General features: G+C 69.3%; 22 protein-coding genes. 12 read left to right on the plus strand and 10 right to left on the minus strand.

Annotated elements, in window-relative coordinates; all coding sequences use genetic code 11:
* Positions 1–9: 9 nt before the first annotated feature.
* The gene (gene map, locus OID54_RS11725) at positions 10–867 is read left to right on the plus strand and encodes a type I methionyl aminopeptidase (RefSeq protein WP_329017916.1); all 858 of its coding nucleotides are present in this window, start codon (positions 10–12) and stop codon (positions 865–867) included.
* A 143-nt stretch (positions 868–1,010) separates the two neighbouring features.
* Positions 1,011–1,676 (plus strand): biliverdin-producing heme oxygenase, encoded by a 666-nt coding sequence (locus tag OID54_RS11730; RefSeq protein WP_329027433.1) that lies wholly within the window; start codon positions 1,011–1,013, stop codon positions 1,674–1,676.
* A 153-nt stretch (positions 1,677–1,829) separates the two neighbouring features.
* On the opposite strand, the gene OID54_RS11735 is transcribed toward OID54_RS11730, so the two are convergent.
* The 4 genes from OID54_RS11735 to OID54_RS11750 all read right to left on the minus strand — a co-directional run bounded on the left by OID54_RS11735 (position 1,830) and on the right by OID54_RS11750 (position 6,715).
* Positions 1,830–2,300, minus strand: coding sequence for a hypothetical protein (locus tag OID54_RS11735; protein WP_329017920.1), 471 nt, complete (start codon positions 2,298–2,300; stop codon positions 1,830–1,832).
* Between the two features lie 288 nt (positions 2,301–2,588).
* Positions 2,589–3,407 (minus strand): PhzF family phenazine biosynthesis protein, encoded by an 819-nt coding sequence (locus tag OID54_RS11740; protein ID WP_443055565.1) that lies wholly within the window; start codon positions 3,405–3,407, stop codon positions 2,589–2,591.
* 223 nt (positions 3,408–3,630) lie between these two features.
* Positions 3,631–5,250 (minus strand): HtaA domain-containing protein, encoded by a 1,620-nt coding sequence (locus tag OID54_RS11745; RefSeq protein WP_329017926.1) that lies wholly within the window; start codon positions 5,248–5,250, stop codon positions 3,631–3,633.
* A 55-nt stretch (positions 5,251–5,305) separates the two neighbouring features.
* On the minus strand, positions 5,306–6,715 hold the full coding sequence (locus tag OID54_RS11750; protein WP_329017929.1) for an HtaA domain-containing protein: 1,410 nt from the start codon (positions 6,713–6,715) through the stop codon (positions 5,306–5,308).
* Positions 6,716–6,981: 266 nt separating this feature from the next.
* Here OID54_RS11750 and OID54_RS11755 point away from each other — a divergent pair, with 266 nt between their 5' ends.
* The 5 genes from OID54_RS11755 (at position 6,982) to OID54_RS11775 (ending at position 12,290) form a co-directional block, all read left to right on the plus strand.
* Positions 6,982–7,974, plus strand: a complete 993-nt coding sequence (locus OID54_RS11755) for a heme/hemin ABC transporter substrate-binding protein (RefSeq protein ID WP_329017933.1) — start codon at positions 6,982–6,984, stop codon at positions 7,972–7,974.
* A gap of 146 nt (positions 7,975–8,120) precedes the next feature.
* The gene (locus tag OID54_RS11760; protein ID WP_443055769.1) at positions 8,121–9,254 is read left to right on the plus strand and encodes a FecCD family ABC transporter permease; all 1,134 of its coding nucleotides are present in this window, start codon (positions 8,121–8,123) and stop codon (positions 9,252–9,254) included.
* A complete protein-coding gene (locus tag OID54_RS11765) occupies positions 9,251–10,090 on the plus strand; it encodes a heme ABC transporter ATP-binding protein (RefSeq protein WP_329017940.1) in 840 nt (279 codons plus the stop codon). The genes OID54_RS11760 and OID54_RS11765 overlap by 4 nt, the downstream gene beginning before the upstream one ends.
* Positions 10,091–10,393: 303 nt before the next feature.
* A complete protein-coding gene (locus tag OID54_RS11770) occupies positions 10,394–11,446 on the plus strand; it encodes an FTR1 family protein (protein ID WP_329017942.1) in 1,053 nt (350 codons plus the stop codon).
* On the plus strand, positions 11,394–12,290 hold the full coding sequence (locus OID54_RS11775; RefSeq protein ID WP_443055566.1) for a hypothetical protein: 897 nt from the start codon (positions 11,394–11,396) through the stop codon (positions 12,288–12,290). The genes OID54_RS11770 and OID54_RS11775 overlap by 53 nt, the downstream gene beginning before the upstream one ends.
* Positions 12,291–12,510: 220 nt before the next feature.
* On the opposite strand, the gene OID54_RS11780 is transcribed toward OID54_RS11775, so the two are convergent.
* Both OID54_RS11780 and OID54_RS11785 read right to left on the minus strand, forming a co-directional pair.
* Positions 12,511–13,272, minus strand: a complete 762-nt coding sequence (locus OID54_RS11780; protein WP_329017948.1) for a bifunctional DNA primase/polymerase — start codon at positions 13,270–13,272, stop codon at positions 12,511–12,513.
* A gap of 151 nt (positions 13,273–13,423) precedes the next feature.
* Positions 13,424–14,029 (minus strand): TetR/AcrR family transcriptional regulator, encoded by a 606-nt coding sequence (locus OID54_RS11785; RefSeq protein ID WP_329017950.1) that lies wholly within the window; start codon positions 14,027–14,029, stop codon positions 13,424–13,426.
* Positions 14,030–14,284: 255 nt separating this feature from the next.
* On the opposite strand from OID54_RS11785, the gene ddaH reads away from it, so the two are divergent.
* Positions 14,285–15,109, plus strand: coding sequence for a dimethylargininase (gene ddaH, locus OID54_RS11790; RefSeq protein ID WP_443055567.1), 825 nt, complete (start codon positions 14,285–14,287; stop codon positions 15,107–15,109).
* Positions 15,110–15,309: 200 nt separating this feature from the next.
* Here the strand turns inward: ddaH and OID54_RS11795 are convergent, their stop codons facing one another.
* Positions 15,310–16,314, minus strand: coding sequence for a small ribosomal subunit Rsm22 family protein (locus OID54_RS11795; protein WP_329017953.1), 1,005 nt, complete (start codon positions 16,312–16,314; stop codon positions 15,310–15,312).
* A gap of 661 nt (positions 16,315–16,975) precedes the next feature.
* Here OID54_RS11795 and OID54_RS11800 point away from each other — a divergent pair.
* Positions 16,976–18,349 carry a hypothetical protein gene (locus OID54_RS11800; RefSeq protein WP_329017957.1) on the plus strand — a complete coding sequence of 458 codons (1,374 nt, stop codon included), beginning with the start codon at positions 16,976–16,978 and terminating at the stop codon, positions 18,347–18,349.
* Positions 18,350–18,418: 69 nt separating this feature from the next.
* Here OID54_RS11800 and OID54_RS11805 read toward each other — a convergent pair whose 3' ends face one another.
* Both OID54_RS11805 and OID54_RS11810 read right to left on the minus strand, forming a co-directional pair.
* Positions 18,419–19,834 (minus strand): Bcr/CflA family multidrug efflux MFS transporter, encoded by a 1,416-nt coding sequence (locus OID54_RS11805; RefSeq protein ID WP_329017959.1) that lies wholly within the window; start codon positions 19,832–19,834, stop codon positions 18,419–18,421.
* Positions 19,835–19,945: 111 nt separating this feature from the next.
* Entirely contained in the window at positions 19,946–21,580 is a 1,635-nt protein-coding gene (locus OID54_RS11810; protein WP_329027437.1) for an alkaline phosphatase D family protein, read from the minus strand.
* 43 nt (positions 21,581–21,623) lie between these two features.
* Here OID54_RS11810 and OID54_RS11815 point away from each other — a divergent pair, with 43 nt between their 5' ends.
* The 3 genes from OID54_RS11815 to OID54_RS11825 all read left to right on the plus strand — a co-directional run bounded on the left by OID54_RS11815 (position 21,624) and on the right by OID54_RS11825 (position 23,875).
* Entirely contained in the window at positions 21,624–22,379 is a 756-nt protein-coding gene (locus OID54_RS11815) for an SDR family oxidoreductase (protein ID WP_329017961.1), read from the plus strand.
* Between the two features lie 461 nt (positions 22,380–22,840).
* Positions 22,841–23,026 carry a hypothetical protein gene (locus OID54_RS11820; RefSeq protein ID WP_329017964.1) on the plus strand — a complete coding sequence of 62 codons (186 nt, stop codon included), beginning with the start codon at positions 22,841–22,843 and terminating at the stop codon, positions 23,024–23,026.
* A 102-nt stretch (positions 23,027–23,128) separates the two neighbouring features.
* Positions 23,129–23,875 (plus strand): hypothetical protein, encoded by a 747-nt coding sequence (locus OID54_RS11825; RefSeq protein WP_329017968.1) that lies wholly within the window; start codon positions 23,129–23,131, stop codon positions 23,873–23,875.
* Between the two features lie 188 nt (positions 23,876–24,063).
* Here OID54_RS11825 and OID54_RS11830 read toward each other — a convergent pair whose 3' ends face one another.
* Positions 24,064–25,425, minus strand: coding sequence for an APC family permease (locus OID54_RS11830; protein WP_329017972.1), 1,362 nt, complete (start codon positions 25,423–25,425; stop codon positions 24,064–24,066).
* Positions 25,426–25,651: the final 226 nt, after the last annotated feature.

Consider the following 25,651-nt stretch of genomic DNA (forward strand, 5'->3'; position numbering starts at 1 on the left):
CTCGCTGACATGTCTGGCCAGTCACTGCTCGTACCCGGCGAGCTCTCCCCCATCCGTTCCGTGCCCGCTTCGATCCGCCGTCCCGAGTACGTCGGGAAGGAGGCGCCGACCCCGTACACCGGCCCGGAGGTGCAGGACTCCGAGACGATCGAGCGGATGCGCATCGCCGGTCGCCTCGCGGCGCAGGCGATGGCCGAGGCCGCGACCCACATCGCCCCCGGTGTGACCACCGACGAACTCGACCGGGTCACCCATGAGTTCCTCTGCGACCACGGCGCCTATCCGTCGACCCTCGGCTACCGCGGCTTCCCGAAGTCCCTGTGCACCTCGGTCAACGAGGTCATCTGCCATGGCATCCCCGACTCCACCGTCCTGCGCGACGGAGACATCGTGAACCTCGATGTCACGGCGTTCATCCACGGGGTGCACGGCGACAACAACGCCACCTATCTGTGCGGTGACGTCGACGAGGAATCGCGACTCCTGGTGGAGCGGACCCGCGAATCGCTCAATCGAGCCATCAAGGCGGTCAAGCCGGGGCGTCAGATCAATGTGATCGGCCGGGTGATCGAGTCCTATGCGAAACGATTCGGCTATGGCGTGGTCCGGGACTTCACCGGACACGGGATCAACACCGCGTTCCACTCCGGTCTCATCGTTCCGCACTACGACGCCGCGCACGCCACCACGGTCATCCAGACCGGTATGACCTTCACCATCGAACCCATGCTGACCCTCGGGGACTACGAGCACGACATGTGGGACGACGGCTGGACCGTGGTGACCAAGGACCGCAAGCGCTCGGCCCAGTTCGAACACACCCTCGTCGTCACGGACGGCGGAGCGGAGATCCTCACCCTGCCCTGAACCGGCCCGCTGGTGAACTTTTTGCCGACAGCTCGTCGGGAACCCATTGACTTAGGTAAACCTAAGTAGGATGATCGGTGGCGGTAGCAGCCATGCGCTGGTGCCCTCCGCACTTCTCCGTCACCTGTTCCTGGAGGTCCGCCTTGGACGCCACCGCCACCGGCACTCCCTTCTCCACGCTCATCCGCGTCGCCTCGCACGAGCAGCACACCGAGGCCGAGACCTCCTCCTTCATAAGCGACCTCATGGGTGGTCGACTGGGTGTGGACGCCTACGCGCGGTACACCGAACAGCTGTGGTTCGTGTACCAAGCGCTGGAGGAGGCCGCCGAAGCGTTGCGCAATGACCCGGTGGCGGGGCCCTTCATCCAGCCGGAGCTGTTCCGGACCGTCGAACTGGAGCGCGATCTGGCTCATATGCGGGGTGCTGACTGGCGGGCGGCGGCCTCGCCCCTGCCGGCGACCGCGGCGTATGCCGCCCGGGTCGCCGAGTGCGCGAGGACCTGGCCCGCGGGCTATGTCGCACACCACTACACCCGCTACCTGGGAGACCTCTCCGGCGGTCAGATCATCCGTGACCGCGCGGAGAAGACCTGGGGCTTCGCCCGCAAGGGCGACGGCGTGCGGTTCTACGTCTTCGAGAGCATCTCCAACCCCGCCGCCTTCAAGCGGAGCTACCGCGAGCTGCTCGACGCGGTGAACGCGGACGACCTGGAGAAGCAGCGCATCATCGACGAGTGCAAGCGCGCCTTCGACTTCAACGGCGCGGTCTTCCGCGAGCTGGGCTCGGAGTTCCCGCTCAGCGCCTGACACGAAGACGACGAAGGGGCGGTCGCCGACACTCGGCGACCGCCCCTTCGTCTTCCGTCAGCCCTTCGATCGAGTCATCCGGCCCACCGCTCCTGCCGTCGGCCGTACAGGGCCCGCATTCCGACGGACCACGGCAGCGCGGGTCGTCCCCTGTCAGCGGTTGTCGAGGCTCAGCAGCGCGGCGGCGGCAGCGACAAAGGCCACGGACGCCTCCTTGGCCTCGTGTCGCCGGGCGTCCAACTCGGTGCGGTCGGTGGCCTTGCGCAGCGTGTACGTGGCATCTGCGGCCTGTTGGGCGCGCTCGGCCAACTCGGGGACCAGGACCCGGAGGCGGAGGTGCGGCGCGGTGATTGCCGCCCTTGTGTCGTGCGACCTCGTCTGGGCCTCAAGCTGGTGCTCGGTGTCCGCCTCGGTCAGGGCCAGACGCTCCCGATGGAAGATCGCCGAGCGGTGCGCATCCAGAGCGGCTGCGAAGTCGGTGACGGCGCCGAGTTGGTCCTGGCGGTGATAGTCGGCGCGCTCCTCGGCGCGTGCGATGCGTGCCGAACGGTGCTGGAGGAGTCCGGCGGTCAGGGCGCCGGCCAGGGTACCGAGTACGGCAACGATCGAGGGCCATATGGGCATCGGGTGTTGGGTCCTCTCAGGCAGTCGGATTCGGTGGTGAGGGCGGCGGAGATCGGGGTTCGCGGCCGGCGTCCATGACCGGGGCACTCCGCCCCTCCCCCGGGCGATCCGCTGGCAGCTGGGGGCGGGGCTCCGCAAGCATGATCAGTCGTTCTGCCGACCACTACATGCGACGGCCGCAAGCGGGTACCGGCGCGCGGTGGAACTCGGCGACACGGCTCTCGTCGCTGACGGACCGTTCCCAGCCGTGACGACAACGTTTGCTGGCTTCCGGAAACGGAGCCAGGGTCACTCCCGGGGACTCATCACCTCGGCGCGCAGGGTGTAGGGGACCAGCCGTGGACGCGAGCCGGCGTCCCGCTTGATGGGGGCCATCCGAATGCGCATCGGCGTCGGGGCGGGCTGGGCCAGCACCGAGGCGGGAATGGGCGCGGGCGGAGCGAGGGCTTCCAGGCGCACCCGACCGCCGATCTCGATCTCCCCGTCAGGACCGGGAGCCGTCAGGATCTGTGAGCCCCTGCCCTGAGTGATGTTCAGGGCCCGGCCGAGTTGCTCGGTGAGCAGCAGGGCTGCCGCCCCGGTGGCCTCGTCCTCGGCGATGCCGTCACCGCGGCGGGGAAAGCCCCGGGCTCGAACGCGCCCCGCGGCCTCGTCCTCCCATGCCCAGGCGTAGAGCCATCCCTCGCCCGGCGGCGGAGTGGGGAGTGCGTCCACGTCGTCGGCGCTGGCGTACTGCTCGATGAGGCGCGGCGGTGCCCACTCGGCGCGGGCCGTGATCCAGGTGAACTCGCCGTCGTTGCGCGCCCACACCTCGCCCGCGGGTGCACTGACCGACTCCAGGTCCAACAGCCAGGCGACACCGACCAGGGGGTGTCCTGCGAACGGCAGCCGTGTGCTGGGGGTGTAGATGTCCACGACGCCGCGCTCGGGGTCGTCGACGAAAACCGTCTCGCTGAAGCCGAGTTCGGCGGCGAGCGCCTGACGTGACGTCCGGTCGGGGCAGACGCGGGGGTCACGCACCACTCCGAGGGCGTTTCCGTTCCGACCGTCGGCACCGCAGAAGACATGGAGCACGTCAAGTACATCGTGCACATCGCGTTCGTTCACTCCGGCATTCAAGCACCCGATGCGCCGTCGCATAGGGATACCGCGATTGCAAGGCGACAACGACGCGTATCCGTACCCACAAGGCAGTACGGAGTGGGCGAAAGCCGCTGGGCCAGGAGCCCTCGTTTCGGCGCGGGCCGGATCGTTCACCCCCGGAAACGGCCCGGGCCGCCACCGGCGCGGCGTGCGCGTCGGTGGCGGCCCGGGTTCTCGTCGTGGCGGATCAGACCTGGTTGGCCGACTCACGGCGGCGCACCGCGAAGACCACACCGGCACCGGCCGCAGCGACACCCGCGGCGGCGGCGAGCAGGCCGACCGTCGGAATGTCGGAACCGGTGGAGGCAAGGGCGCCGGTGTCACCGACGGAACCGCCGACCGAACCGCCGCCGACGGAGCCGCCACCGACAGAACCACCGGTGGTGCCGCCGCCCGTGGACGTGCCCGAACCGCCGGTGGAACCACCGGTCGAGCCGCCGTCCGAGGTGCCGCCTGAGCCGTCGGGCAGGTCGGTTCCCTCCGTGAGGGAGACGGCCACGGTCAGCGGGTCGAGCGCTTCACCGGCCTTGTACATGCCTTCGAACGCCTTGGAGCCGTCGGCGGTCAGCGTGGTCGCGGCGCCGGACAGCTTGACGACGTCGTTCTGCGCCTTGAGCCCACCGGAGGGGACCTTGACGGTGGCGAACTTCAGGTCCTTGAGGGTGGTCACCTTGCCGGTCGCGCGGCTCTTGGTGGAGACGTCGGCGATCAGCGTTCCCTGGGTGCCGTTCACCTTGACCTCCAGACCGCTCATGCGGAGGTCGAGGACGTACGTACCGTCGGTGAGGTGGCCGAGGAAGCGCACGCTGCCGCCGAAGGAGGCCGCGAGGGTCTTCTTCTTGGGGTCGAAGGTGCCCTGCGCCTTGGGGAAGCGGTAGATGTCACCGGACTTCTTCGCGCCGGCGGCCAGTTCGACCTTTCCGTGGGCGATCGGGCCCGTGACGTACTCGCGGAAGCGCTCCTTCACGCCCCAGTCGAGGTTTCCGTCGACGATCGCGCCGTTGCCGACGGGAGCCGTGGGGCCGGTGGAGGTCGACGGCTTGCCGCTGGGCTGCGTCGGCTTGGTGGACGTGGACGCCGAGGGCTCGATCACGGGCGGCTTCGACGACGTGGAGGGGGACGGGCTGCTCACGGGCGGCTTCGACGAGTTCGACGGGGAGGGCGATGGGCGAACGCCGCCCTCCGACTTCACCGTGAGGGTGGCGGCGTCGAGCACGTCGCCCTCCTTGTAGCGGAACGCCTTCGCGCCCGCGGCGGTGATCGTCGCCGGTATGTCCTTGAACAGCATCGCGCCGCCCTCGCCCTGGGCGGGGCGGACCTTGGTCATGTCGAGGTTGGCGAGGGCCACGTCATTGTCGAGCGCGCCGTTGAAGGTGATGTCGGCCTGGATCGTGCCGGTCGTGCGGGTGGTGATGACCCGCAGATCCGAGAGCTTGATCGTGAAGTGGGCCGAGTTGAACACGACGCTGCCGTCGAACGTCGTGTTGGTGGCGTGGGTCGTCGTGTCGTAGATGCCCTTGCCGTTGGTGAAGGTGAACGGACCGTTGCCCGCTGCCTGCTTGGCGCCGTCAGCGACGTCGATCTTGCCGCCACCGGCCACATAGGTGCGGAAGGACTCCTTGAAGCCCCAGTCCAGCGTGCCGTCCTTCAGACCGATCGTCGGGGCGCCGGCCGCGGGGGCGGCTTTGGCCGAACCGGACGAGGGCTTGCCGGCCGCCACGGCGGGCAGGGCGAGGGCGGTGGCACCGAGGGCTGCCGCGGTGGCCGCGGCTGCGGCCAGGGCAAGGGGACGGCGAGAGGCTGACATGGTGGGTTACTCCTAGGCTCCGGGGGGATTCCGGGGGGAAATACGAAGAGTCAGTTCAGTTCTGCGTCGTACGACGTCGGCGTACGGCGATCAGGGCGATGGCCACGAGGAGGAGCACTCCGGCTCCCACGGCGACGTACACCCCGGTGGGGGATGATGAATCGGTCGAACTTGCGGCGGGGGCCGCGGCTGCGGACGACGGCTTGGCATCGTCCTTCTGCTCGGTCGGCGTGGGCGTCGGCTCCGCCGCGGTGCCCAGATCGGGCAGGGCGGGCAGTTGCGCCTTCTTGTCCACGGTGACGGCGAGCGAGATCGGGTCCATGTCGGTGCCGGCCTGGTACATGCCACCGAACGCCTTGGCGCCACCGGCGGTGAGGGTGGCGGGGGCCTCCGTGAGCGCGGCGAGACCGCTCTTGGGAGCGAAGTCCTTGGCCGTGAAGGTGATCAGGGGCACGGCTTTCTGCGTCTTGCCCGCACTGACCACATCGGCGATCAGGGTGCCTCGGCCCGACTGCACGGTGGCCTTCACCTGGGTGAGCGTCAGATCGAGGTGTTCACCGGTGAAGCGCACGGCTCCGGCGAAGGTGGCGTTCAGCGTCTGGGCCTTGGCGTCGAAGGTGCCCTTGCCCTGGGGGAAGCGGAAGAGCGCTCCGCCGTCCTGGGCGCCGCCGGACAGGGTCCACTTGCCCTGGGCGATGTCCCCGGTGACGTACTCGCGGAAGGTGCGGCGCACGCCCCAGTCCACCGCGGCGTCCTGGAGGGCGCCGGCCTGCTGGGGCGCCTTGGGCTTCGCGGCGGGCTTGGTGGAGGGCTTCGTCGTCTTCTTGGGCGCGGTCGGTGCGGCGAGGACGTCGACGCTCAGGCTGATCGGGTCCAGCGGGGTGCCCGCCGTGTAGTAGCCGGCGAAGGCGCTGGCTCCCTGCGTGGTCAGCGTGGCGGGGATGTTGTTCAGCCCGATCGGGCTGGAGCCGCCCTTCATGTTGATGCCACCGAGGCTGAGCGAGGCGAACGGGACCTGACTGGCCGAGGTCACCTTGCCGCTGCCCCTGGCCTTGCTGGTCATGTCCGCGTAGAGCGTGCCGCGACCGCCGGAGATCTTGACGGTCGGACGGCTGATCGCCAGGTCCAGTTCATTGCCGCCGGTCGGCTTGCGGTGGCCGGTGAAGTGGACTCCACCGGTGAAGCGCGCCTCGAAGGAGCCGGTCGCGGGGTCGTAGGTCCCCTTGGCGGAGTGGAAGCGGAAGTTGCTGCCGCCCACGGTCGCGGCGCCGGAGGTCAGCCGCCAACTGCCGTTGGCGATGGGTCCGGTGACATAGCTCTGGAAGGAGGACTTGATGCCCCAGTCGAGCCTGCCGCCCTGGACCGTGCGATCCGCCGCATGAGCGGTACCGGCCGGGAGCAGCGCTCCGAGCAAGGCCGCGAGTAGCGCGACGGCGAAGGCGCGCACCGGTCGACACGACGGCATGGAAATACCCCTCCCGAGAAGTTCGAAGCCCACCACGGTCTGGCAGACCGAGGTAAGGCTAACCTAAGCTATGTCCGGCCTGTACCGGTAGCCCCTTGCATTCCGGTTATGGCCCCTCGGTCCGGTTCACCCATGAGCTCCAGACCGGGGGAAGACATCAGAGGGCAACTGCCCTCGCCCTGGATCAGAAGAACGACAGGACGGTGCTCCCGGTGCTCTCACGGGCCAAGTCGCGCTCGGTGCGCTCGACGCACAGATTCCGCCTGATGGGTGCGGCGGTGGCCGCGTTCGCCATTGCGGTCACGGCGACGGGCTGTGGCGGTGATTCCGCTTCGCCTTCCGAAGGGGGGAAGTCGAAGCCATCTGTGGCCCCTGACCGGGTCGAGCCGGTGAACGCCAAGACCAAGCCCGAGTACCCCGTGACGGTCGAGTCCGCGGATGGGAGCAGGGTCACGATCGCCTCGGGTGAGCGCATCGTGCCGCTGACCGGATCGCTGAACGAGATCGTGTTCAGCCTCGGTCTCGGCGAACAGGTGGTCGCCCGCGATGTCACGGCGACCTTCGAGGAGGCCAAGGACCTTCCTGTGGTCACACGCGGCCATGACGTCTCGGCCGAGAGCGTGCTGTCGCTGAGGCCGACGGTCGTGTTGGCCGAAACCGTCTCGGGACCTGCTGAATCCATTCAGCAGATTCGTGACGCCGGTATCCCGCTGGTGGTCGTGAAGACCGCCAAGGAACTCGCCGACGTGGGCACCCGCATCGAGGCCGTCGCGAAGACGCTGGGCGTCCCGGCCGCGGGGACCGAGTTGAAGGAGCGCACCGAGACCCGCTTGGCCACCGTCCAGAAGGACATCCCCCAGCCCGCGGAGGGCAAGAAGCCGCGGGTCGCCTTCCTCTATCTGCGCGGAACGGCCTCGGTCTACCTCCTGGGCGGCAGCGAGTCGGGGGCCGCGTCACTGCTGGAGGCAGCCGGAGCGGTGGACGCGGGGAAGGAGTCGGGCCTGAAGAAGGACTTCACCGCGATCACCAGCGAAGCCCTGGCCAAGGCGGCACCGGACGCAATCCTGGTCATGTCGAAGGGCCTTGACTCCGTGGGCGGTATCGACGGCCTCATCAAGATCCCGGGCGTCGCCCAGACCCCTGCCGGAATGGACCGCAGGGTGGTCTCCATCCCCGACGGCGTACTGCTCAACTACGGCCCCCGGACGGACCAGGTGCTCAAGTCCCTGGTCGACCAGCTCTACGCGAACGGCGCATGACCATGGCAACGGAAACGGAACCGGATTCCCCGGCGGAGAACGGACCCGCCGACCACTCCCGATCGAGCCCGGGGACGGACCAGGCCGAACGGGACTCGCCGTCCGACTCCCCTGACCCGGAACCCGCGACAGCAGCAGCAACCGCCATGAAGTCAGCCTCCCACCGGGAACCGGGCACACCGAAGGTCGATCTCGGCAAGCCAGCCGACGGGACCGCATCCGCCGCACCGCAGGGACCGGCTGCCAAGGGCTCTCGTTCCACCGCGTTCCTGCTCACGACGGGTCTCGTCGGCGCGCTCGTCCTCGTATCTCTCGTCTCCGCCGGCTACGGCGCCTATGACATCCCTCTCAGCGATGTCATCGCATCGGCGCAACACCGCATCGGGCTCGGGGGCGCCCCCCTCGACCGGGTCGGCGAGAGCGTCCTGTGGAACGTACGGCTGCCGCGCGTCGTGCTCGCCCTGCTCGTCGGTGCTTCCCTCGGCTGTGCCGGTGCGCTGATGCAGGGCGTCTTCGGCAACCCGCTCGCCGAACCCGGAGTCATCGGCATCTCCGCAGGTGCCGCGGTCGGAGCCGTCGCCTCCATCGCGCTCGGCCTGAGCTTCTTCGGCAACTGGACCATCACCGCCTGCGCCTTCGTCGCCGGACTCGTGACCGTGCTCCTGGTCTATGTGCTCTCCCGTTCGGGCGGGAAGACCGAGGTCGTCACCCTCATCCTCACCGGAATCGCCGTCAACGCCTTCGCCGGTGCACTCATCGGCCTCTTCATCTTCTTCGCCGACAACGCCCAGATCACCCAGATCACCTTCTGGCAGTTGGGGTCGCTCTCCCAGGCGACCTGGCCCAAGGTGCTCGCCGTACTGCCCTGCGCCCTGCTGGGGTTGTTCATCGCACCGTTCTACGCGCGCAAGCTCGATCTGCTGGCCCTCGGGGAGCGGTCGGCGCGCCATCTGGGCGTCGACGTGGAGCGGTTGCGCATCGCCCTGGTGCTGGCCGTCGCCCTGCTCACGGCATCCGCCGTGGCGGTCGCCGGAATCATCACATTCGTCGGACTCCTCGTTCCCCACCTGCTGCGGATGGTCCACGGCCCAGGGCACCGCTTCCTGATCCCGGGCAGCGCACTGGGCGGTGCGCTGGTACTCGCCGTGGGCGACCTCGCCGCCCGAACGGTTGCCGAGCCGGCCGAACTCCCCCTCGGTGTGCTCACCGCACTCTTCGGCAGCCCGTTCTTCTTCTGGCTGCTGCGCAGGACCCGTCGCAAGCAAGGTGGTTGGGCATGAGGACCATGACGAGTCTCTTCGGCTCCCGGAGTCGGGAGTTGCCCGAGCGCCCCACCCCGGGGAGCGTCCTGGCCCGCGCGGAAGGGGTGCACGTCCGATTGGGCGGGCGCACGGTCCTCGCCGGCATCGATCTATCCGCCCGGGCGGGCGAGGTGCTGGCGCTGGTCGGGCCCAACGGCGCGGGCAAGTCCACGCTGTTCGGTGCGCTCGCCGCCGACATCGCAGCCGACCAGGGCTCGGTCCGGATCGGTGACCGTCCGGCCGGTTCGTGGAGCGCCCCGGAACTGGCCCTGCGACGGTCCGTACTCCCCCAGTCCACGGCCCTCTCCTTCCCCTTCCCGGTCGCGGACGTCGTACGGATGGGACGCGCGCCCTGGGCCGGTACGGCACGGGAGGACGAGGACGACGCCGCCGTCGCCGAGGCGATGGCCGCCACCGAGACCGGCGAGTTCGCCCACCGGCCGTACTCCGCCCTCTCGGGCGGTGAGCGGGCACGGGTCGCGCTGGCCCGGGTGTTGGCCCAGCGCACCGCGCTGCTGCTCCTCGACGAGCCGACGGCCGCACTCGACCTGCGCCACCAGGAGTTGGTGCTCCGCATCTGCCGCAGCCGGGCGGCGGCGGGTGACTCCGTGGTCGTGGTCCTCCACGATCTGGGCCTGGCCGCCGCCTACGCCGACCGGGTCGCCGTGCTGCACGAGGGGCGCATCGCGGCGGAGGGCGCACCGGCGGAGATCTTCCAGGACGAGCTTCTCAGCCGGGTCTACCGCCAGCCCGTCGAAGTGTTCGCGCACCCCCGCTCGGGGGCTCCGGTGGTGCTGCCCCGCCGCTCGGACTGACAGAGGTCCCGGCCCGGACCGCCATCCGAACTCGGGCGCATCCACCGGACCTCCCCGGTGGATGCGCCCCGGGTACGCGGCTGCTGGGAGCCGCTCGTACGCACACCGCCCGGGCGGCGCATCCCCGTACTGCCCGACTGCCCATGGATTCCGCGCCCGTTGCCCACTGCGCACCAGCGATGCAATACGGCCGTTCCGGCGGGGCCGTGCGTAGGAGAACCCCGGTGGGGAACTCGCCGTCTCGTACGACAAGAGGGCGCGGGCAGGCTTTTTCGGCGCCCCCGGCGAGCGGAGGGGGAGAGCGTGTACGGCACCTATCTGATGGGGCTGCAATCGGGGCTGGAGGCCGGTCTGGTCGCCGCCCTGGTCATCGCCTTCGCCTTCCGCAGCGGACGACGCGCCGCGCTGTCGTCCGTGCTGCTCGCCTCCGCTGCGGCGGCACTGTTGATGCTGGGGTTCGGTTCCGTACTCGAATACGGGCCGCGGGAGTTGACGCCTCGCGCCGAGGGGATCTTCGGCGGATTCCTGTCGATCGCGGCGGCCGGGCTCGTCGGTTGGGTGGTGCTGCGGACGCGGCGACCACCTTTCAAGGCGACCGGGACTGCGACTGCTCCTGCGACCGCGACTGCTTCGGGGGTGCAAGGGCTGCGCAGGGGCCATGGCGCGTTGGCGACGACAGCAGCGCTGGCGGTCTCCCATGAGGGCCTGACGGCGGCCCTGTTCCTCTGGTCCTCCGTGCGGGCCGCGTCCGATGGCCACGGCAGCGATGGCCCGCTCACCGTTCTTCTGCTCGGCATCACCACGGCAGTGCTCGTCGTGTGGGCGGTCTGGCGGCTTGCGCTGCGGGTGGACCTGTCCCGCTCGGTGCGCTGGATCGGCGCCGCGCTCCTGGTGCTGGCCGCGGGAATGCTGTCGAAGGGGGTGGGCCACCTCCAGCGTGCCGACTTCTCGGACGGAGTGCCGGCAGCCGCCTTCGACTTCTCCGACGCGATCCCCGCCGAAAGTTGGTACGGGGCCTTGCTGAGGGGAGTGTTGGGCTTCGAGCCGGCCCCCACGGGCTTTCAGATCACGGTGTGGGCGCTCTATCTGGTCCCGGCACTCGCGCTGTTCCTGTCCCCGGTAGGGTTCGGACGGTCAGTGGGGGGCAAGGAGAGTGCAGCCGATGAGAAGGCCGATTCGGGTGGGCGGGCAGCACGGGAGCCGGGCGCAGAGGGCAGTGCGGTTCCATCGAACGGTGGTGGCGGTGACGGCGCTTGCCTTGACGGCGAGCGGGTGCGTGACCGTGCACGGGGAGCGCGAGATCGTGCCGGCCGCAACGGCGGCGGAAGCGGCCGAGGCGCTCAAGGAGTTCACTGACGCCTACAACGCCGCCGACAAGGCGTACGACGCCGCCAAGGCGGCGCAGCACGTCACCGGGGCGCTGGGCGCCATCAACCAGGCGGGCATCAAGTCACGCAGCGTCAACTACCCCGATGGCAATCCCCAGCATGTGCCCCTGGAGTTGACGGACGCCCGGTTCACCATTCCGAAGAAGGCCGGCTGGCCCCGGTTCTTCCTGGCCGATGCGGACTCCAACCGCGACAAGGACAAGGGCCCCGCGGACAACCGTTGGGTGCTGGTCTTCCTCCGCAACGCGCCTCAGGACGTCTGGCAGGCCGCGTACTTGACGATCCTCTCCCCCGATCGCATTCCCGCCCTGAAGATGGACCAGGACGGCTTCGCCGAGGCGATCGCGCCGGACAGTCCCGCTCTGGCGCGCGTACCGCGCGATCTGAGCCAGGAGTACGCCTCGTACACCCAGACCGGCAAGCCCGAGCACTTCGAGGACGGTCCCCACACCTCGCAGTGGCGCACCACTCGGGTGAAGGAGGCCAATCGGCCGGGTCGCGCACGGCAGTACATCGACCAGCCGCTGAACAGCGGTGACTACGGCCCGCTGGGGCTGGCGACCCAGGGCGGCGGGGCGCTGGTCTTCTTCACCGTCCGCAACTTCGAGCGCGAGACCATGGCTCGGGGGGTGCGGATCGAGGTTCATCCGGATGTGAAGGCGCTGCTCAGTGGTGAGGTGAAGACCTCACTGACCAAGGAGCGGATCTCCAGCCAGGCGGCGTGGGTGCCGGCGGCGAGCAGCGGGCTCAACGGGGGGAAGGTCAAGGTCCTGGGACGGCTGACGGGACTGACGTCAGCCAAGGGTTCCTAGGCCGTGTGCTTGGGCCCTCCGGACCAGGCAGGTCATGAGGGCGGTCGGGGCGGTCGGATCACATCAGCGAGACGGGCGGGATCGGCGAGCTTTCGGCAGGTGCCGATTCCGGCCGCGCCGGGGCGGTCGACCCCGGGCGATCGGTGACGTTCTTCCCGGAAGCTGCCGGGGCCGCTTGCCGCGGCACCGGGAGCGTCCAGAGCGTTCGGAAGCGCCGGGATCAACGGCCGAGTGGCCAGGCCGCCTCGTGCTCGATGCCACCGTGATCGCCGATGAACTGGGCACAGGCGTCGGTGAGGCTCTCCAGCAAGGTCAGCGGGTCGGGCAGCGGGTGCTCAGGGCCCCGCACCCAGTACACGTCGTGGTCCCCGGGAAGCCTTGCGGGAGGGACGAGGACATAGCTGCCCCGGCAGTGCCAGCGCAGCCCCGGGTGCTCGTCCATGGTCTCGGGCCGGCAGTCCAGCTCACAGGGCCACCACTCGTCCTCATCCTCGGGCGTGCCGCGGGTCGCGGTGAAGAAGAGTGCCCGCGCCTGCTCGCCCTCCCCACCGGACTCGGCGACCGGACCGACGTCGATGCCCTGCTCCAGCAGTCGCTCCAAGGCGCTGCGGCCGGCTTCGAGGGGAACGTCGAGCACATCGTGGATCATGCCGGTCGCGGTGATGAAGTTGGCCAGGGGCTCGCCATCGGCCCAGCGCTGGATCTGTGCGCGATCGGTGGTCGACTGCGTCTGCCACGCGAAGGAAACGGGGTGGCGCCCGGGTGTGGGACAGCCGATGCGTTCGCAGGAACATCGATAGGAGACGGGATACGCGGCAGGGGCCAGGGGCATTCCCGCATCGGCGACGGCCAGCAGCAGTTCTTCGCGGGCGGAATCGTCGGGTTCGGTGTCCTTGGCACGTCGGCGCATCCACTGGGGCAGCCGGCTCTCCCAGGAGGGCCTGTTCTCCGTGCCGCTGTAACGACCTTTACCGTCGCCCATCTATCCCCTCACACACCTCACGCTCGCCCCACGTGGTCTCTACCATCGTCCCACCATCCTGCTCTGTGGGTGGCCACAGTTCCCAACCGGGGGTCGGCATCCGGACCGTGAGGAGGCCCGGGCGCCGACCCGATCGGCCGGGGGCTGATCTTCAGCCGCGGGGTCTCAGGCCGCTGAGCGCGTACTCCACGATGGAGTCGGCGTACTCGTGGGTCAGCGGGAGGGTGCGCAGCAGCCAGCGGTGGGTGAGGGGTCCGATAAAGAGTTCGACGGCGGTACGGGGGTCGAGTCCGGGCCTCAGGGCGCCTGCGGCCTCGGCCGAACGCAGCCGTTGCACATAGAGGCGGATCGGCGGTTCCAGCAGTTTCTCGACGAACTGGGCGCCGAGAACGGGATCGACGATGCCCTCCGCGGCCAGCGCACGGGTGGGTCCTTCGTAGACCGGGTTGTTCATCTCGTCCACCGTGGCGCGTAGCACGGTTTTGAGGTCGGCTTCGAGATCTCCGGTGTCGGGAAAGTCATAGGACCCGTCGGCCGCCTGGTCCGCGAGATCGAGGAAGGCTTCGAGGAGCACGGCGGCCTTCGACGGCCACCAGCGGTAGATCGTCTGTTTTCCGACCCCGGCGCGGGCCGCGATGCCCTCGATGGTGGTTCGGCCGTATCCGACCTCGGTGACGAGGGCGAGAGCGGCATCGTAGATGGCTCGGCGGGAGCGTTCGCTACGACGGCTGGAATCAGGCGCCTTGGTGTCGGTCATGGCGACCAATCTACAAGAGATAAGCCGAAACGTATCGTCTCGATCGGCTGAATCATCGTACAGCTGATTGTCGAGAACCCGCCGTACCAGGGGCGGGTCACTTTACGGAGGTTTCTCCATCTGCTCAGGTCGGGCGCGCCGTACAAAACGATGAAGCAGTCGACCAGGTCACAGCGCAATGGCCGATTTGGCCTCACCATGGCTCCACACGCAGACCGCGTGTACCCCGTCGTACTCGTATGTGAGGAGCCCTCATTGCGCTCATCGCTTCGTGACGCCTCGCCGCGCCGCTATCTGATGTGCCCACCCACGCACTTCAAGGTGACGTACTCCATCAACCCGTGGATGGACCCGGCGAAGCCCGTCGACCTTCAACTGGCCCTGGCCCAGTGGGAGGACCTGCGCGACCGCTATCGCGCTCTCGGCCACACCGTCGAGCTGCTGGAGCCGCAGCCCGATCTGCCGGACATGGTCTACGCCGCGAACGGCGCGACCGTCATCGACGGCCGGGTGCTCGGCGCCCGGTTCGCCCACCGGGAACGGGAGGGCGAGGCCGTGGCCCATCTCGACTGGTTCAGGTCCGCCGGCTACACCAAGATCCATGAACCGCTGCACATCAACGAGGGGGAGGGAGACTTCGCCGTCACCTCGTCCTATGTGCTGGCGGGTCGAGGCTTCCGATCCAGTCCCCTCTCCCACGACGAGGCACAGGAGTTCTTCGGCCGCCCGGTGATCGGGCTCGATCTGGTCGACCCCCGCTACTACCACCTGGACACGGCCCTGTCCGTACTGGACGAGGCCGCGGACGAGGTCATGTACTACCCCGAAGCCTTCTCACCGGGCAGCCGATCGGTCCTGGCGCGGCTGTTTCCCGATGCCTTGATCGCACAGGAGGAGGACGCGGCGGCGCTGGGGCTCAACGCGGTGAGTGACGGGCGACACGTCCTGCTGCCACAAGCGGCGCTCGGGCTCTTCGCGCCGCTCAGGGACCGGGGCTACGAGCCGATGGGGATGGATCTGGGTGAGCTGCTGAAGGGGGGCGGCAGCGTGAAGTGCTGCACCCAGGAACTGCGTGACTGAGCAGGATCGCGACTGAGCACGGATGGAGGGCCGTCCCGGCTTCCCGGCAGCTGGCCGGGGGCCGGTGCGGTCCACGATCAGGGGCACGGATACGGCCCCGCGCCGATGCGTAGGGCAGGGGCGGGGCTGAAACCAGTGGCCGATGGCTGGCGGCCTTGCGGTGGCGGGGCGCCATGGCGGCCCCGGCCACCGCGCACCCTTCAGGCGTCGGGGGCAGCCGGTGGCCAGGGCTCGCCCCAGGCCGCGTCACGGGCGGCCCGATACAGCGGACCGTGTCGCTTGGCCACGTTCTCCCGCGCCAGACGCCCTTCCTCCTCGCAGAGGTCGAGCATCACCAGTCCCTTGCGGATCTGGGGCTTGCGGACGATACGGGCCTTCGCCGGGAGGGGCGGGAAGCGGGTCGCTGCGACGTAGCTGAACTTCTCGTCCTCGTACGGCAGCGAACCTCCCTTGACCTGGCGGTGCAACGAGGACCGACTGACCCTCGCGGCGAAGTGGCACCAGTCCGAGCCCGGGACGATGGGGCAATCCGCGCTGTGGGGGCAGGGAGCGGCGACCGTCAGCCCCGCCGCCACCAGCTCCTTTCGCGCGCTGATGATGCGGTCGTAGCCGTCGGGGGTGCCGGGCTCGACGATCACCACGGCTTGCGCGGTCCGTGCGGCCTCCGCGACAACGGCCGTGCGATCGGACGCCGTCAGTTCATTGAGCACGTACGACATGGTGACGAGATCGGTGCTCTCCATGGAGATGGCCGCGCTGATGCGCATGCGCTGCCAGTGCGCGTCGTGCAGGGCTGGGACCCCGGACGCCACCGCCAACTCCTTCCCCAGGGCAAGTGCGGGCTCGGCCCAGTCGAGGACGGTGGTGAGGGGCGACTTGTCCTGCCATGCCTCCGCCACCGCCCAACTCGCTGCACCCGTGCCTCCGCCGATGTCGGTGTGGGTCGCCGGCACCCAGTCCGGCGCGGACTCCCGCAGGGCTGCCAGGGCGGAGCGGACGGCCTCGAAGGTGGCGGGCATCCGATAGGCGGCATAGGCGGCGACGTCCGAGCGGTCCCGGAGGATGGGAGCGTCGGTGGGGGTGACACCGCGATAGTTAGCGATCAGCCGCTCGACGGCGCGTGCGGCTTGGCTGGGCGGCAGCCCGTCGAGCAGACCGGCCAAGGCGCCGCGCAGGACTTCCGCGGTGGGGGAGGTGGCATTCACCGGGTGATTCTAGGCGTTTCCCACCGCGCCGCAGGGCCGGCCGGCCGTCCCGCGACCGGGCAGCCGCCCGGCGGGGGTCGGCGATGGGCCACGCTCCCACACGGCTGGGCACAGCACAGCACAGCACAGGGAAGTGATCCGTCGACGGCCGACCGTCGACGCCGAACAGCTGAACAGCCCCGGCAGACACGCAGACACCGCAGACATGACAGACACAGCAGACGCAGCAGACACAGCAGGCCGACCGAATCCACGATCGCCGTGCCCTTCGCTTCCATCCGGGCCCGAACCGAGCGGTACGGAGGGCCTGTTGCTACGCTGACCGCCGTTGACGCACACGGAACGTGAGCACCATCCATGGGCGTGAGCGGCAGCCTGCGGTGCGAGCGGTGTTTCGGCAGGTGAGCAGCGGCCCGCAAAGTGAGCAGTGATCTGGCTCGGTGCACACAACCGCACCGAAATGCCGGAGAGCAGGAGAAGAGCACCGCTCCGGGCCGAGAGCGGTGTCACAGCACCAGCGTCCGAGATCCACTGGCATCACGAGCACGCGAGCAGGACCAGGCAAGGCGAGACCGCCCGCGGATGTGTGCGGTCCCGCCACGGGGTGAGGCGCCGCACGGGACGGGCGCCCTCGGATGTGAGCATCGCGCTCGGGGGATCCATGAGCACACAGGGGCGCAGAAGACGGCGGATCATGCGCATGGCGCTGGCAGCCGGAGCCGGCGGAACGGCACTGCTCCTCGTCCTGACCATGTGCGGCAGCGACACCGACTCCTCGGCTGCCGACGCCCCCTCCCGCCCCACCACCAAGTCCTCCCCCGCACCGGCCGCGCAACTCGCCGTCCCGCCCTCCTACGCCACCGGTCAACGCTGGGAGATCCCGGACGCCTCCCCCGAGCAGGCGCTCGCCCGGGCGAGCGGACTCCTCGCCCATCTGGAACGGCTGCCGAAGGGCAGGTTCCGGATGCGTACGCTCGATGTGTCGACCGGGCAACCCGGCTGGAGCGGCCACCCCTGGCAGCCGCCGACGGCCATCGACTCCTCAGTGTCCGACGCACCCGGTGGGGCTGCGGCGGGGCGCTTCCCCCGGCTGCTCTCCGTCGCCCGTGAGGGACGCGAGTTCTTCGTGGCCTGGTCGTTCGGCAGGACGAGCGGGGACCATCTGACGTCGGACACCTTCGTCGTCCTCGATGTCTACGACGCCCTGAGCGGCGCCCGGCGCCGGGTCGAACTCCCCTGGTCCGGTGCGCCGACCGTATCGGGCAGTGGTCCGGGGATCCTGATCACCGACGGCCGCACCCGCAATGCGGTCGTCGATCCCCTCTCCGGGGAGACGGCCCGGGTCCCCGAGAACGCGCTGGCCCATCCCCGGGGTTGCACCGGCTGTCGTCGGCTCACCGAGGTCCGCGCAGTGACGGACAAGGGGCTCCTGCTCAGCGGCGAAAGCGGCTTCTGGGTCAAGGGCGGCTGGTACAGCAGGAACGTGGCCCCCTCGGGCGCCGACCCCGCATCGGGTACGCCGACCTCCGTGGCGCCCGGCCTCCTCCTCGCCAAGTGGCGGCCGGCGAAGAAGCGGAAGGATGCGCGCACCCATGAGATCTGGGCCGTGCACGACACCGCGACGGGCAAGCCGATCGCGCAGACGCGCTGCCACAAGCCCGCGATCGAGCCCGGCGAGTTTCCGCGCGCCGTGGTGTCGCCGAACGGCGGGTACCTCGTCGCGGGCCATCTCGCCTTCGATCTGGAGCGCCGCAAGGCGCACTGTTTCGAGCAGTCGGACGGCTCACGGCAACTGCTGTTGGCGACCGTCGGCGACACCGGCACGGCCTACGGCGCAACCAGCGCCCGCAGTGTGGCCGATGCGCTGGCGGGCGGTGGCGTACCGGTGCAGTTGGAGGTGCCCCGGCCAGTGCCCCAGCCGCTGGCTCCGCAGGTGCGGATCCCGCAGTTCGAGGTCGCCGGGGTGGGCGTCTTCAGCTGGACGGACTCGAAGGACCGACTGCATCTGTTGGGCCACCCCCGCCGCCTGCCCTGAATCCCGCACCTCGCACCCGCACCAACCGAGGCCAGCCCAGCCGGGTGCACCCGCTCATGATCAGTACATCTAGACCGTGGCGCCCTCGCGCGGACGCCAGGGCCTGCACAGCACCAGGAAGCAGGCCACCGCCGCCAGCGCACAGGCCAACTGCACCACGGCCATCGGTACGGCCGTCGCCTCCCCTGCGATGCCGACCAGGGGTGAGGCGACCGCCCCGATCAGGAAGGAACACGTACCGAGGAGCGCGGAGGCCGAGCCTGCCGCGTGGGGGGTGCGGCTGAGCGCCAAGGCGTTGGTGTTGGGCATCACGAGCCCCATCGCCGCCATCAGGACGAAGAGCCCCGCCGACACCGCGAACAGACCGACCTCGCCGAAGACTCCTGAGGTGAGGAGCAGCAGTGCCACCGCCGCCAGGGTGATCATGGCAAGCCCGGCCCCCAGCGCCTTGTCCAGGCTGACGCGTCCCACCAGCAGTCGGCCGTTGATCTGCCCCAGCACGATCAGACCGATGGAGTTCAGGCCGAACAGCAGGCTGAACGTCTGCGGGGAGGCGCCGTAGATCTCCTGCACCACGAAAGGCGAGGCCGAGATGTAGGCGAAGAGGACGGCGAAGGCGAGTCCGCCCGTGAGCATGTAGCCGGCGAAGACACGGTCGGCGAGGAGTCCGCGCATGGTGCGCAGGGCCTGGCCGACACCGCCGCTGTGCCGTCGCTCGGGCGCGAGGGTCTCCGGCAGCCACTTCAGGACCACCACCGTCAGCAGCACACCGACGCCGGTGAGGACGACGAAGATCCCGCGCCAGTCGGTGAAGCGGAGCACCTGGCTGCCGATCACCGGCGCGATGATCGGTGCCACGCCCGAGACGAGCATCAGGGTGGAGAAGAAACGGGCCATCTCCACTCCGTCGTACAGATCGCGGACCACCGCCCGTGCGATGACGATCCCCGCCGCACCGGCGAGGCCCTGGAGCAACCGGAAGGCGATCAGCAGTTCAGCGGAGGGTGCAAAGGCGCAGATGGCGGTGGCGAGGATGTAGACGAGCATTCCGATGAGCAGCGGGCGGCGGCGCCCCCACTTGTCGCTCATGGGTCCGACGACGAGTTGTCCCAGCGCCATGCCGGCCAGACAGGCGGTCAGGGTGAGCTGCACGGTCGAGGCGGGTGCGGACAGGGAGTCCGTGACGGCGGGGAGCGCCGGGAGGTACATGTCCATGGAGAGGGGCGGCAGCGCGGTGAGGCCGCCGAGGACGAGAGTGACGACGAGTCCTGCGCGCCGTGCCACCGTACGGGGATCGCCGGTCCCCGCACGCTCGACGGGCGCGGGGGCTTCGGTGTCGACGGGTGTGGGCGAGGTCACCGCGGCCATCGCGGCGGTCGCTCCGGTCGCTTCGGTCGCGGCGGTCGTCGTCCGGGGGGCCGACGGCGTTCGCGCGCTGGGTATGTTCCCTTCCGTACCGCCCTGGCCGCTGTCCGGCTTCGGCATCACATCTCCATATCGTTGAATCCTTACCTATGCTCTCAGCTCCGCAGGATTGGTTGGCACCTGTCTGCAAGGGTCGGTGCTTCGCACCCGACTCCTCGGAATGTGTGGACTTCATACGCGTCGCAGCCCGGGAGATCGGGCCTCGCTGATGAAGGAGGCGGCCGTCGTCATCGGTGCGGTCGGGGTGGTGACCGCCGTGACGGTCCGGAAGTCCGCACGCATCCGGTCCTCGTCGAGCGTGACGACCGTGTAGCCACGGTGGCCGTCGTAGTGGCGCAGATGGGGGTTGGCGGTGGTGAGTGCGGTCCAGTTCGGGGGCCGAGCGGTGCCGTTGCCTCCGCTGCTGATGGAGGTGGTGACGATTTCGGTGCCGAGCGTGCGGGAGTCGGGGTCGTCCCAGTCGGCCTTGAGGTCGAAGCCGTACGACACATGGACGTCGCCGCTCAGCACCAGCAGACGGTCGATGCCGGCAGCCTCCGCTCCGGCGAGGACCCGGCTCCGTGAGGCGGGGTAGCCGTCCCAGGCGTCCATGCTCACGGTGTGCGGCGGCACCGGGCTGCGCCATCGTCGGGCGAAGGTGACCTGCTGGGCCAGGACGTGCCAGCGGGCGCGGGAGGTGCGCCAGCCGTCGAGGAGCCAGCGTTCCTGCGCGGCACCGGTGAGGGTGCGCGCGGGGTCCTCGGACTGCGGGCCCGGGGGGTGCCACCCGTCGCCGTACGCCTGCGCCGAGCGGTACTGGCGCGTGTCGAGGACGTCGAACTGCGCGAGCCGCCCGAAGCGCACCCTGCGGTAGAGCCGCATGTCGGGCCCGCGGGGGCGCTGGGGCAGCCGCAGCGGCTGGTGCTCCCAGTAGGCGCGGTAGGCGGACGCCCGGCGCAGGAGGAACTCCTCCGTCGGCTGGGTGTGACCCGGTTGGTCGCCCGCGTAGTTGTTCTCCGTCTCATGGTCGTCCCAGGTGAGGACGAAGGGATGCGCGGCATGGGCCGCCTTGAGGTCCGGATCGCTCTTGTAGAGGCCGTAGCGCAGCCGGTAGTCCTCCAGGGTGAGGGTCTCGCGGTCGAAGTGGGCGGGCAGCGGCCCTCCGGTGAGACGGCGGGCGCCGCCGACGGGGCTCACGGGGTGCTCGTACAGGTAGTCGCCGAGGTGGAAGACGACGGCGAGTTCCTCGTCGGCGAGATGCCGGTACGGGGTGAAGTACCCGTGGTGGTACGCCTGGCAGGAGACGGCCGCGAACCGCAGCGCGGCCACCCGGGACGACGGCGCGGGTGCGGTGCGGGTGCGGCCGGTGGCACTGATCCACCGCCCGGCGCGAAAGCGGTAGTAGTACGTGCGGTCCTCAACGAGCCCGTTCACCTCGCAGTGGACGCTGTGGTGCAGTTCGGGATGGGACACCGCGGTGCCACGGCGGACGATCCGGGTGAAGCGGGGGTCGTGCGCGATCTCCCAGCGCAGCCGTACCCGGCGGAACGGCATTCCGCCGTCGGGTTCGTAGGGGAACGGCGCAAGTCGGGTCCACAGCAGTACGGAGCCCGGCAGCGGCTCCCCGGACGCGATGCCCAGGGTGAAGGGGTCATCGGTGATGCGCCGGGCGTCGAGTTCGGCGGCGTGCGCCGTACCGGGCAGTCCCACGCCGAAGGCGAGTGCCACCGCGGCCGTGGTGTGGTTGAGCAGACGGCGACGGGTCATGTGGCGGGCCGCGCTGCGCAGTTCAGCCGACTGCGCGGTGTGGGACGGACGGGCGGTCATACCGGGCGCGCCGAGGGCTGCCACGGGGCTACGCTGCGCGCCCATGACGGATCAATCGCGGGTCGCAGTGGTGACGGGTGCGGGGTCGGGCATCGGTCGGAGTGTCGCGTTGGCGCTGGCAGGGGCGGGTTGGCGGGTGGCGCTGGCCGGGCGCAGGCCCGGGCCGTTGGCGGAGACGGCGTCGTTGACGAACGGGCAGCTGCGCTGCGTCCCCACTGATGTGACGTCACCCGCCGATGTGACCACGCTTTTCGAGGAGGTCCATCGGCATTGGGGCCGTGTCGACCTGCTGTTCAACAATGCGGGTGTGTTCGGTCCCGGCGGTGGGGTGCGGTTCGAGAACCTCTCGCCCGAGGATTGGCGGGCGGTGGTGGACGTCAATCTGACCGGGGCTTTCCTCTGCGCCCAGGCCGCGTTCCGGTTGATGCGGGACCAGTCCCCGCGCGGGGGACGCATCATCAACAACGGCTCCCTCTCGGCTCAGGTGCCCCGCCCGCACTCGGCCCCGTACACGGCGACGAAGCACGCGATCACCGGGCTGACGAAGTCGATCTCGTTGGACGGTCGGGCGTACGGGATCGCCTGCGGGCAGATCGACATCGGCAATGCCGCGACCGAGATGACCGCTCCGATGGCCCAGGGGGTGGTGCAGGCGAACGGGTCGCGTGCCGCCGAGCCGCTGATGGATGTGGCGGACGTGGCGCGGACGGTGTTGCACATGGCCGAGTTGCCGTTGGAGGCGAATGTGCAGTTCGTGACGGTGATGGCAACGGGGATGCCCTTCATCGGGCGGGGCTGAGGGGCTGTTCCGTCATCCACGGTGGCCCGCCAGGGGCAACGCGACAGTCCTTCGATCGCCTCTGGCAGCGGAGTCGGCCGGGCGTGGTGCACCCACAATCGGCCGCCTGGACGCGTCGTACCGTGTGGAGCTTCGACCGCGGGGCGTCGATCGATGCGGATCCCGCTCCGTCCGATGGGGCCGTGCCCTTGACCGCTTGCGAAGGTCCGCGGCCCGGGGACCTGCCCCGGAGCCGATGACCCGTGTCACTGGCTGCTGCCTGGACCGATGCGGCCGAATCGGGGACGGTGTCCGGCCGGGCGCCTCCGGCTGGTCAACGCCCAGCGCCCGTACCTCGTTCGTCGTGTTCGACCCTTCGCCCGTGCACCGAAAACAACCACAGGAAAAGCACATTGTGGCGAGGCTCGGCCAACGCACCCGGGAACGCTGCCGACAGGGCGTCGGCATGGGACGCTGGTGCCATGGAGCACACCCTGGAGATGACGCTCGATCCGATCTGGGACTCGGTCGACCGGCTGCACACCTGGCTCGATCAGGAGAGCACCCGTCCGGCCGAACAGAAGACACTGACTGGGCTGTTGAAGCTCTCGAAGGAGGTCGGGGTGGTGGCCCGGTCCCTGGCAGGGGCCAGCTGTCCCGCTGAGTGAACGCCGCCGACCGGTCGAAGTAATCAACTGCACAACTGACTGAAAAGGGACAGGTACCCGCCTGCTCTCCCTTCCCCACCGAGCGCCTGGTTAGATCCGGGCATGACGGATTGGTCGCAGCTCAAGGACGCATTCGGTTCCGCAGATGGCGTTCCGGCCCTGCTCGACCGATTTGAGGCTGCCCCGAGTAGCGTTTGGCCGGAACTGATGGATCGTCTCTGTCCACAGTTGGACTCGGCCTTCACTGCGAGCTTCGCGGCGCTACCCCGGCTCGCACGGATCGCAGCCGCCCAGGAGCCCGAGCAGCGCTCCTGGGCCCTGATCGCGGCGGGCGTGATCGTGAGTTGCGCCCGTCGTTCGCCGGACGGCTCCGACATCCGCACGACCCATGCGTCCACCATCGCTGAACTGGCGGGGCTGACCGACGAGTGCCTGGGAGCGGCGCTGGAGCCGCAGACGTACGTGCTGCTGCTCCAGACCGCGCTGGCCTTCGACGGCGTGACCGTGTGGGACGAACTCCTCGACGGCCTCGTGGAGGGCGAGTACGAGGTGAACTGTCCCCACTGCGGGGTGGAAATCTTCCTGACGTTGGGCGATGCCGGCTACTTCTCGTCCACCGAGGAGGGTCCGGATGGCGAGGGACGCCGCCCGCTGCGTCCGAAGGCACCGCAGGATCTGCTGGGGCCGTCCGAGCGGCTGCATCAACGGGCCATGAGCGACGGGCACAAGGAAGTGGCCGAGGGGATCGCCCATCTCTTCGGGGACGCGGAGTGCGGTGACTGCGGAACCGTCTTCCCGGTCGCGGAGCGGGTGGTGGCCCAGTCACCACAGTTCGACCAAGCGAACTGAACGGGCTGAGCAGGAAGCCCCGGGCGAAGAGACGGCGGGACTCACCGCCGAGACACCCGGAACACGGCAGCCCGCTGGAAATGCGAGCCGCCGCTCTCGGACCCCGGAACGCGGAGGAGGCAGGTGCCGCGGATCGCACCTGCCTCCTCCGCGTTCCTTTTCATCCACACGCTTCGCGCGGTGCGGGATCAGCCCAGCGGACTGCCCTCGTGCGGTCGGGACACCGTCGGGGTCTCGGTCTCCAGGGCGGCGAAGTCCTCGCCCTCGGCGCCCATGTGCAACTCGGGCGGCTGCCGGGTGAAGAACCGGGTGGAGATCGCCAGCAGCAAGACGCCGACCGCCATCCACACCAGACCCACCACGAAGGTCTCACCCGTGAGGCTGGTCCACAGCCAGACCGTCGAGGCGAAGCCGAGGCCCGGCAGCAGACCGTTGACCAGGAGCGACCTGGCGCCCATGGTCCGTCCCTTGCCGAACAGATAGTGCTTGATCACGCTCAGGTTGACCATCGAGAAGGCGGCCAGCGCACCGAAGTTGATCATGACGACGGCCTGGTCGAGCGTGAGGACGGTGGAGAGGAGGGCGACCGCCGACACCGCGATCAGGGCACCCACCGGCGTACCGAACTTGGGGTGCAGTCGGCCGAAGAGCGTGCGGGGCAGCAGTCCGTCGCGGCCCATGGAGAAGATGATCCGGGACACGCTCGCCTGCGACACCATGGCCGAACCGATACAGCCGAGCACGTACACCGCCGTGAACGCACCGCTCAGGGCGCTGCCACCGACGGTCTCCATCAACTCCGCACCGGCCGAGTCGGGGTCGGTGAAGTTGTTGTCCGGGCGGACCAGCGAACCGACCCAGGCCACCAGGATGAAGAGACCACCACCGATCGCGGTGGTGAGGATGATGCCGAGCGGAATGGTCTTGCGCGGGTTGTGGGCCTCCTCGGCGAGCGTGGAGACCGCGTCGAACCCCAGGAAGCTCAGCGCCAGGATGGCCGCACCGCCCGCCAGCAGCGTCCACTGACCGGACTCGGGGATGAACGACTGGAAGGCGTCGGAGGCCGAGACCTCGGACTGCACACCGGACAGCGTCACGAAGACCACCAGCAGCACTGCCGTGATCCCCATGATGATCGCGGTGATCTTGCTGATGAACTTCACGCCCAGCACATTGAAGACCAGCACCACCAACAGGACGAGCACGCTCCACACGCCCTGCGGCACCCCGGGGAACTGGGCGTGCAGATAGATGCCGGCGAGGAGGAAGGACACCATCGGCAAGAAGAGGTAGTCCAGCATCAGCGTCCAGCCGGTGAGGAAACCGACATGGCCCCCGAAGACCCGCTGGGAATATTTGTACGCGGAACCGGCGGCCGGAAAGCTTCGCACCATCCGACCGTAACTGTGTGCGGTCAGCAGCATCACGCCCAGTGCCAGAACATAGGCGGCCGGCAGATGCCCCGCGGTTTCGTCATTGACGATTCCGTAGGTCGTGAAGACGGCGACCGGAGACATATAGGTGAGACCGAACAGGACGATCGCGGGCAACCGCAGCACTCTCGTCAGCTGAGGTGCTTTTTCACTGGTGGGACTGGACACCGGCATTTCCTCTCCGCGCCCGTCGGTTCAACGGGGTTCCATCGATTCCCGAAGGGTGGCAAAACCCGGCGGCGACCGACATACGCATCTGTACGTACGGGTGCCCGGGCTCAGCACCACCGGGGTCGGGCGCAGTCCCCGTTCACACGGCCCGATACGTAATCTTACGGAGTTC

This window comes from Streptomyces sp. NBC_00690 (assembly GCF_036226685.1).
Lineage (GTDB): Bacteria > Actinomycetota > Actinomycetes > Streptomycetales > Streptomycetaceae > Streptomyces.

Coding starts and splice junctions, on each gene's coding strand:
- map (WP_329017916.1), top strand. CDS start 10: ATGTCTGGCCAGTCACTGCTCGTACCCGGCGAGCTCTCCCCCATCCGT.
- OID54_RS11735 (WP_329017920.1), bottom strand. CDS start 2,300: ATGCCCATATGGCCCTCGATCGTTGCCGTACTCGGTACCCTGGCCGGC.
- OID54_RS11745 (WP_329017926.1), bottom strand. CDS start 5,250: ATGTCAGCCTCTCGCCGTCCCCTTGCCCTGGCCGCAGCCGCGGCCACC.
- OID54_RS11750 (WP_329017929.1), bottom strand. CDS start 6,715: ATGCCGTCGTGTCGACCGGTGCGCGCCTTCGCCGTCGCGCTACTCGCG.
- OID54_RS11755 (WP_329017933.1), top strand. CDS start 6,982: ATGGGTGCGGCGGTGGCCGCGTTCGCCATTGCGGTCACGGCGACGGGC.
- OID54_RS11760 (WP_443055769.1), top strand. CDS start 8,121: ATGAAGTCAGCCTCCCACCGGGAACCGGGCACACCGAAGGTCGATCTC.
- OID54_RS11765 (WP_329017940.1), top strand. CDS start 9,251: ATGAGGACCATGACGAGTCTCTTCGGCTCCCGGAGTCGGGAGTTGCCC.
- OID54_RS11780 (WP_329017948.1), bottom strand. CDS start 13,272: ATGGGCGACGGTAAAGGTCGTTACAGCGGCACGGAGAACAGGCCCTCC.
- OID54_RS11785 (WP_329017950.1), bottom strand. CDS start 14,029: ATGACCGACACCAAGGCGCCTGATTCCAGCCGTCGTAGCGAACGCTCC.
- OID54_RS11800 (WP_329017957.1), top strand. CDS start 16,976: ATGAGCACACAGGGGCGCAGAAGACGGCGGATCATGCGCATGGCGCTG.
- OID54_RS11805 (WP_329017959.1), bottom strand. CDS start 19,834: ATGCCGAAGCCGGACAGCGGCCAGGGCGGTACGGAAGGGAACATACCC.
- OID54_RS11810 (WP_329027437.1), bottom strand. CDS start 21,580: ATGACCGCCCGTCCGTCCCACACCGCGCAGTCGGCTGAACTGCGCAGC.
- OID54_RS11815 (WP_329017961.1), top strand. CDS start 21,624: ATGACGGATCAATCGCGGGTCGCAGTGGTGACGGGTGCGGGGTCGGGC.
- OID54_RS11820 (WP_329017964.1), top strand. CDS start 22,841: ATGGAGCACACCCTGGAGATGACGCTCGATCCGATCTGGGACTCGGTC.
- OID54_RS11825 (WP_329017968.1), top strand. CDS start 23,129: ATGACGGATTGGTCGCAGCTCAAGGACGCATTCGGTTCCGCAGATGGC.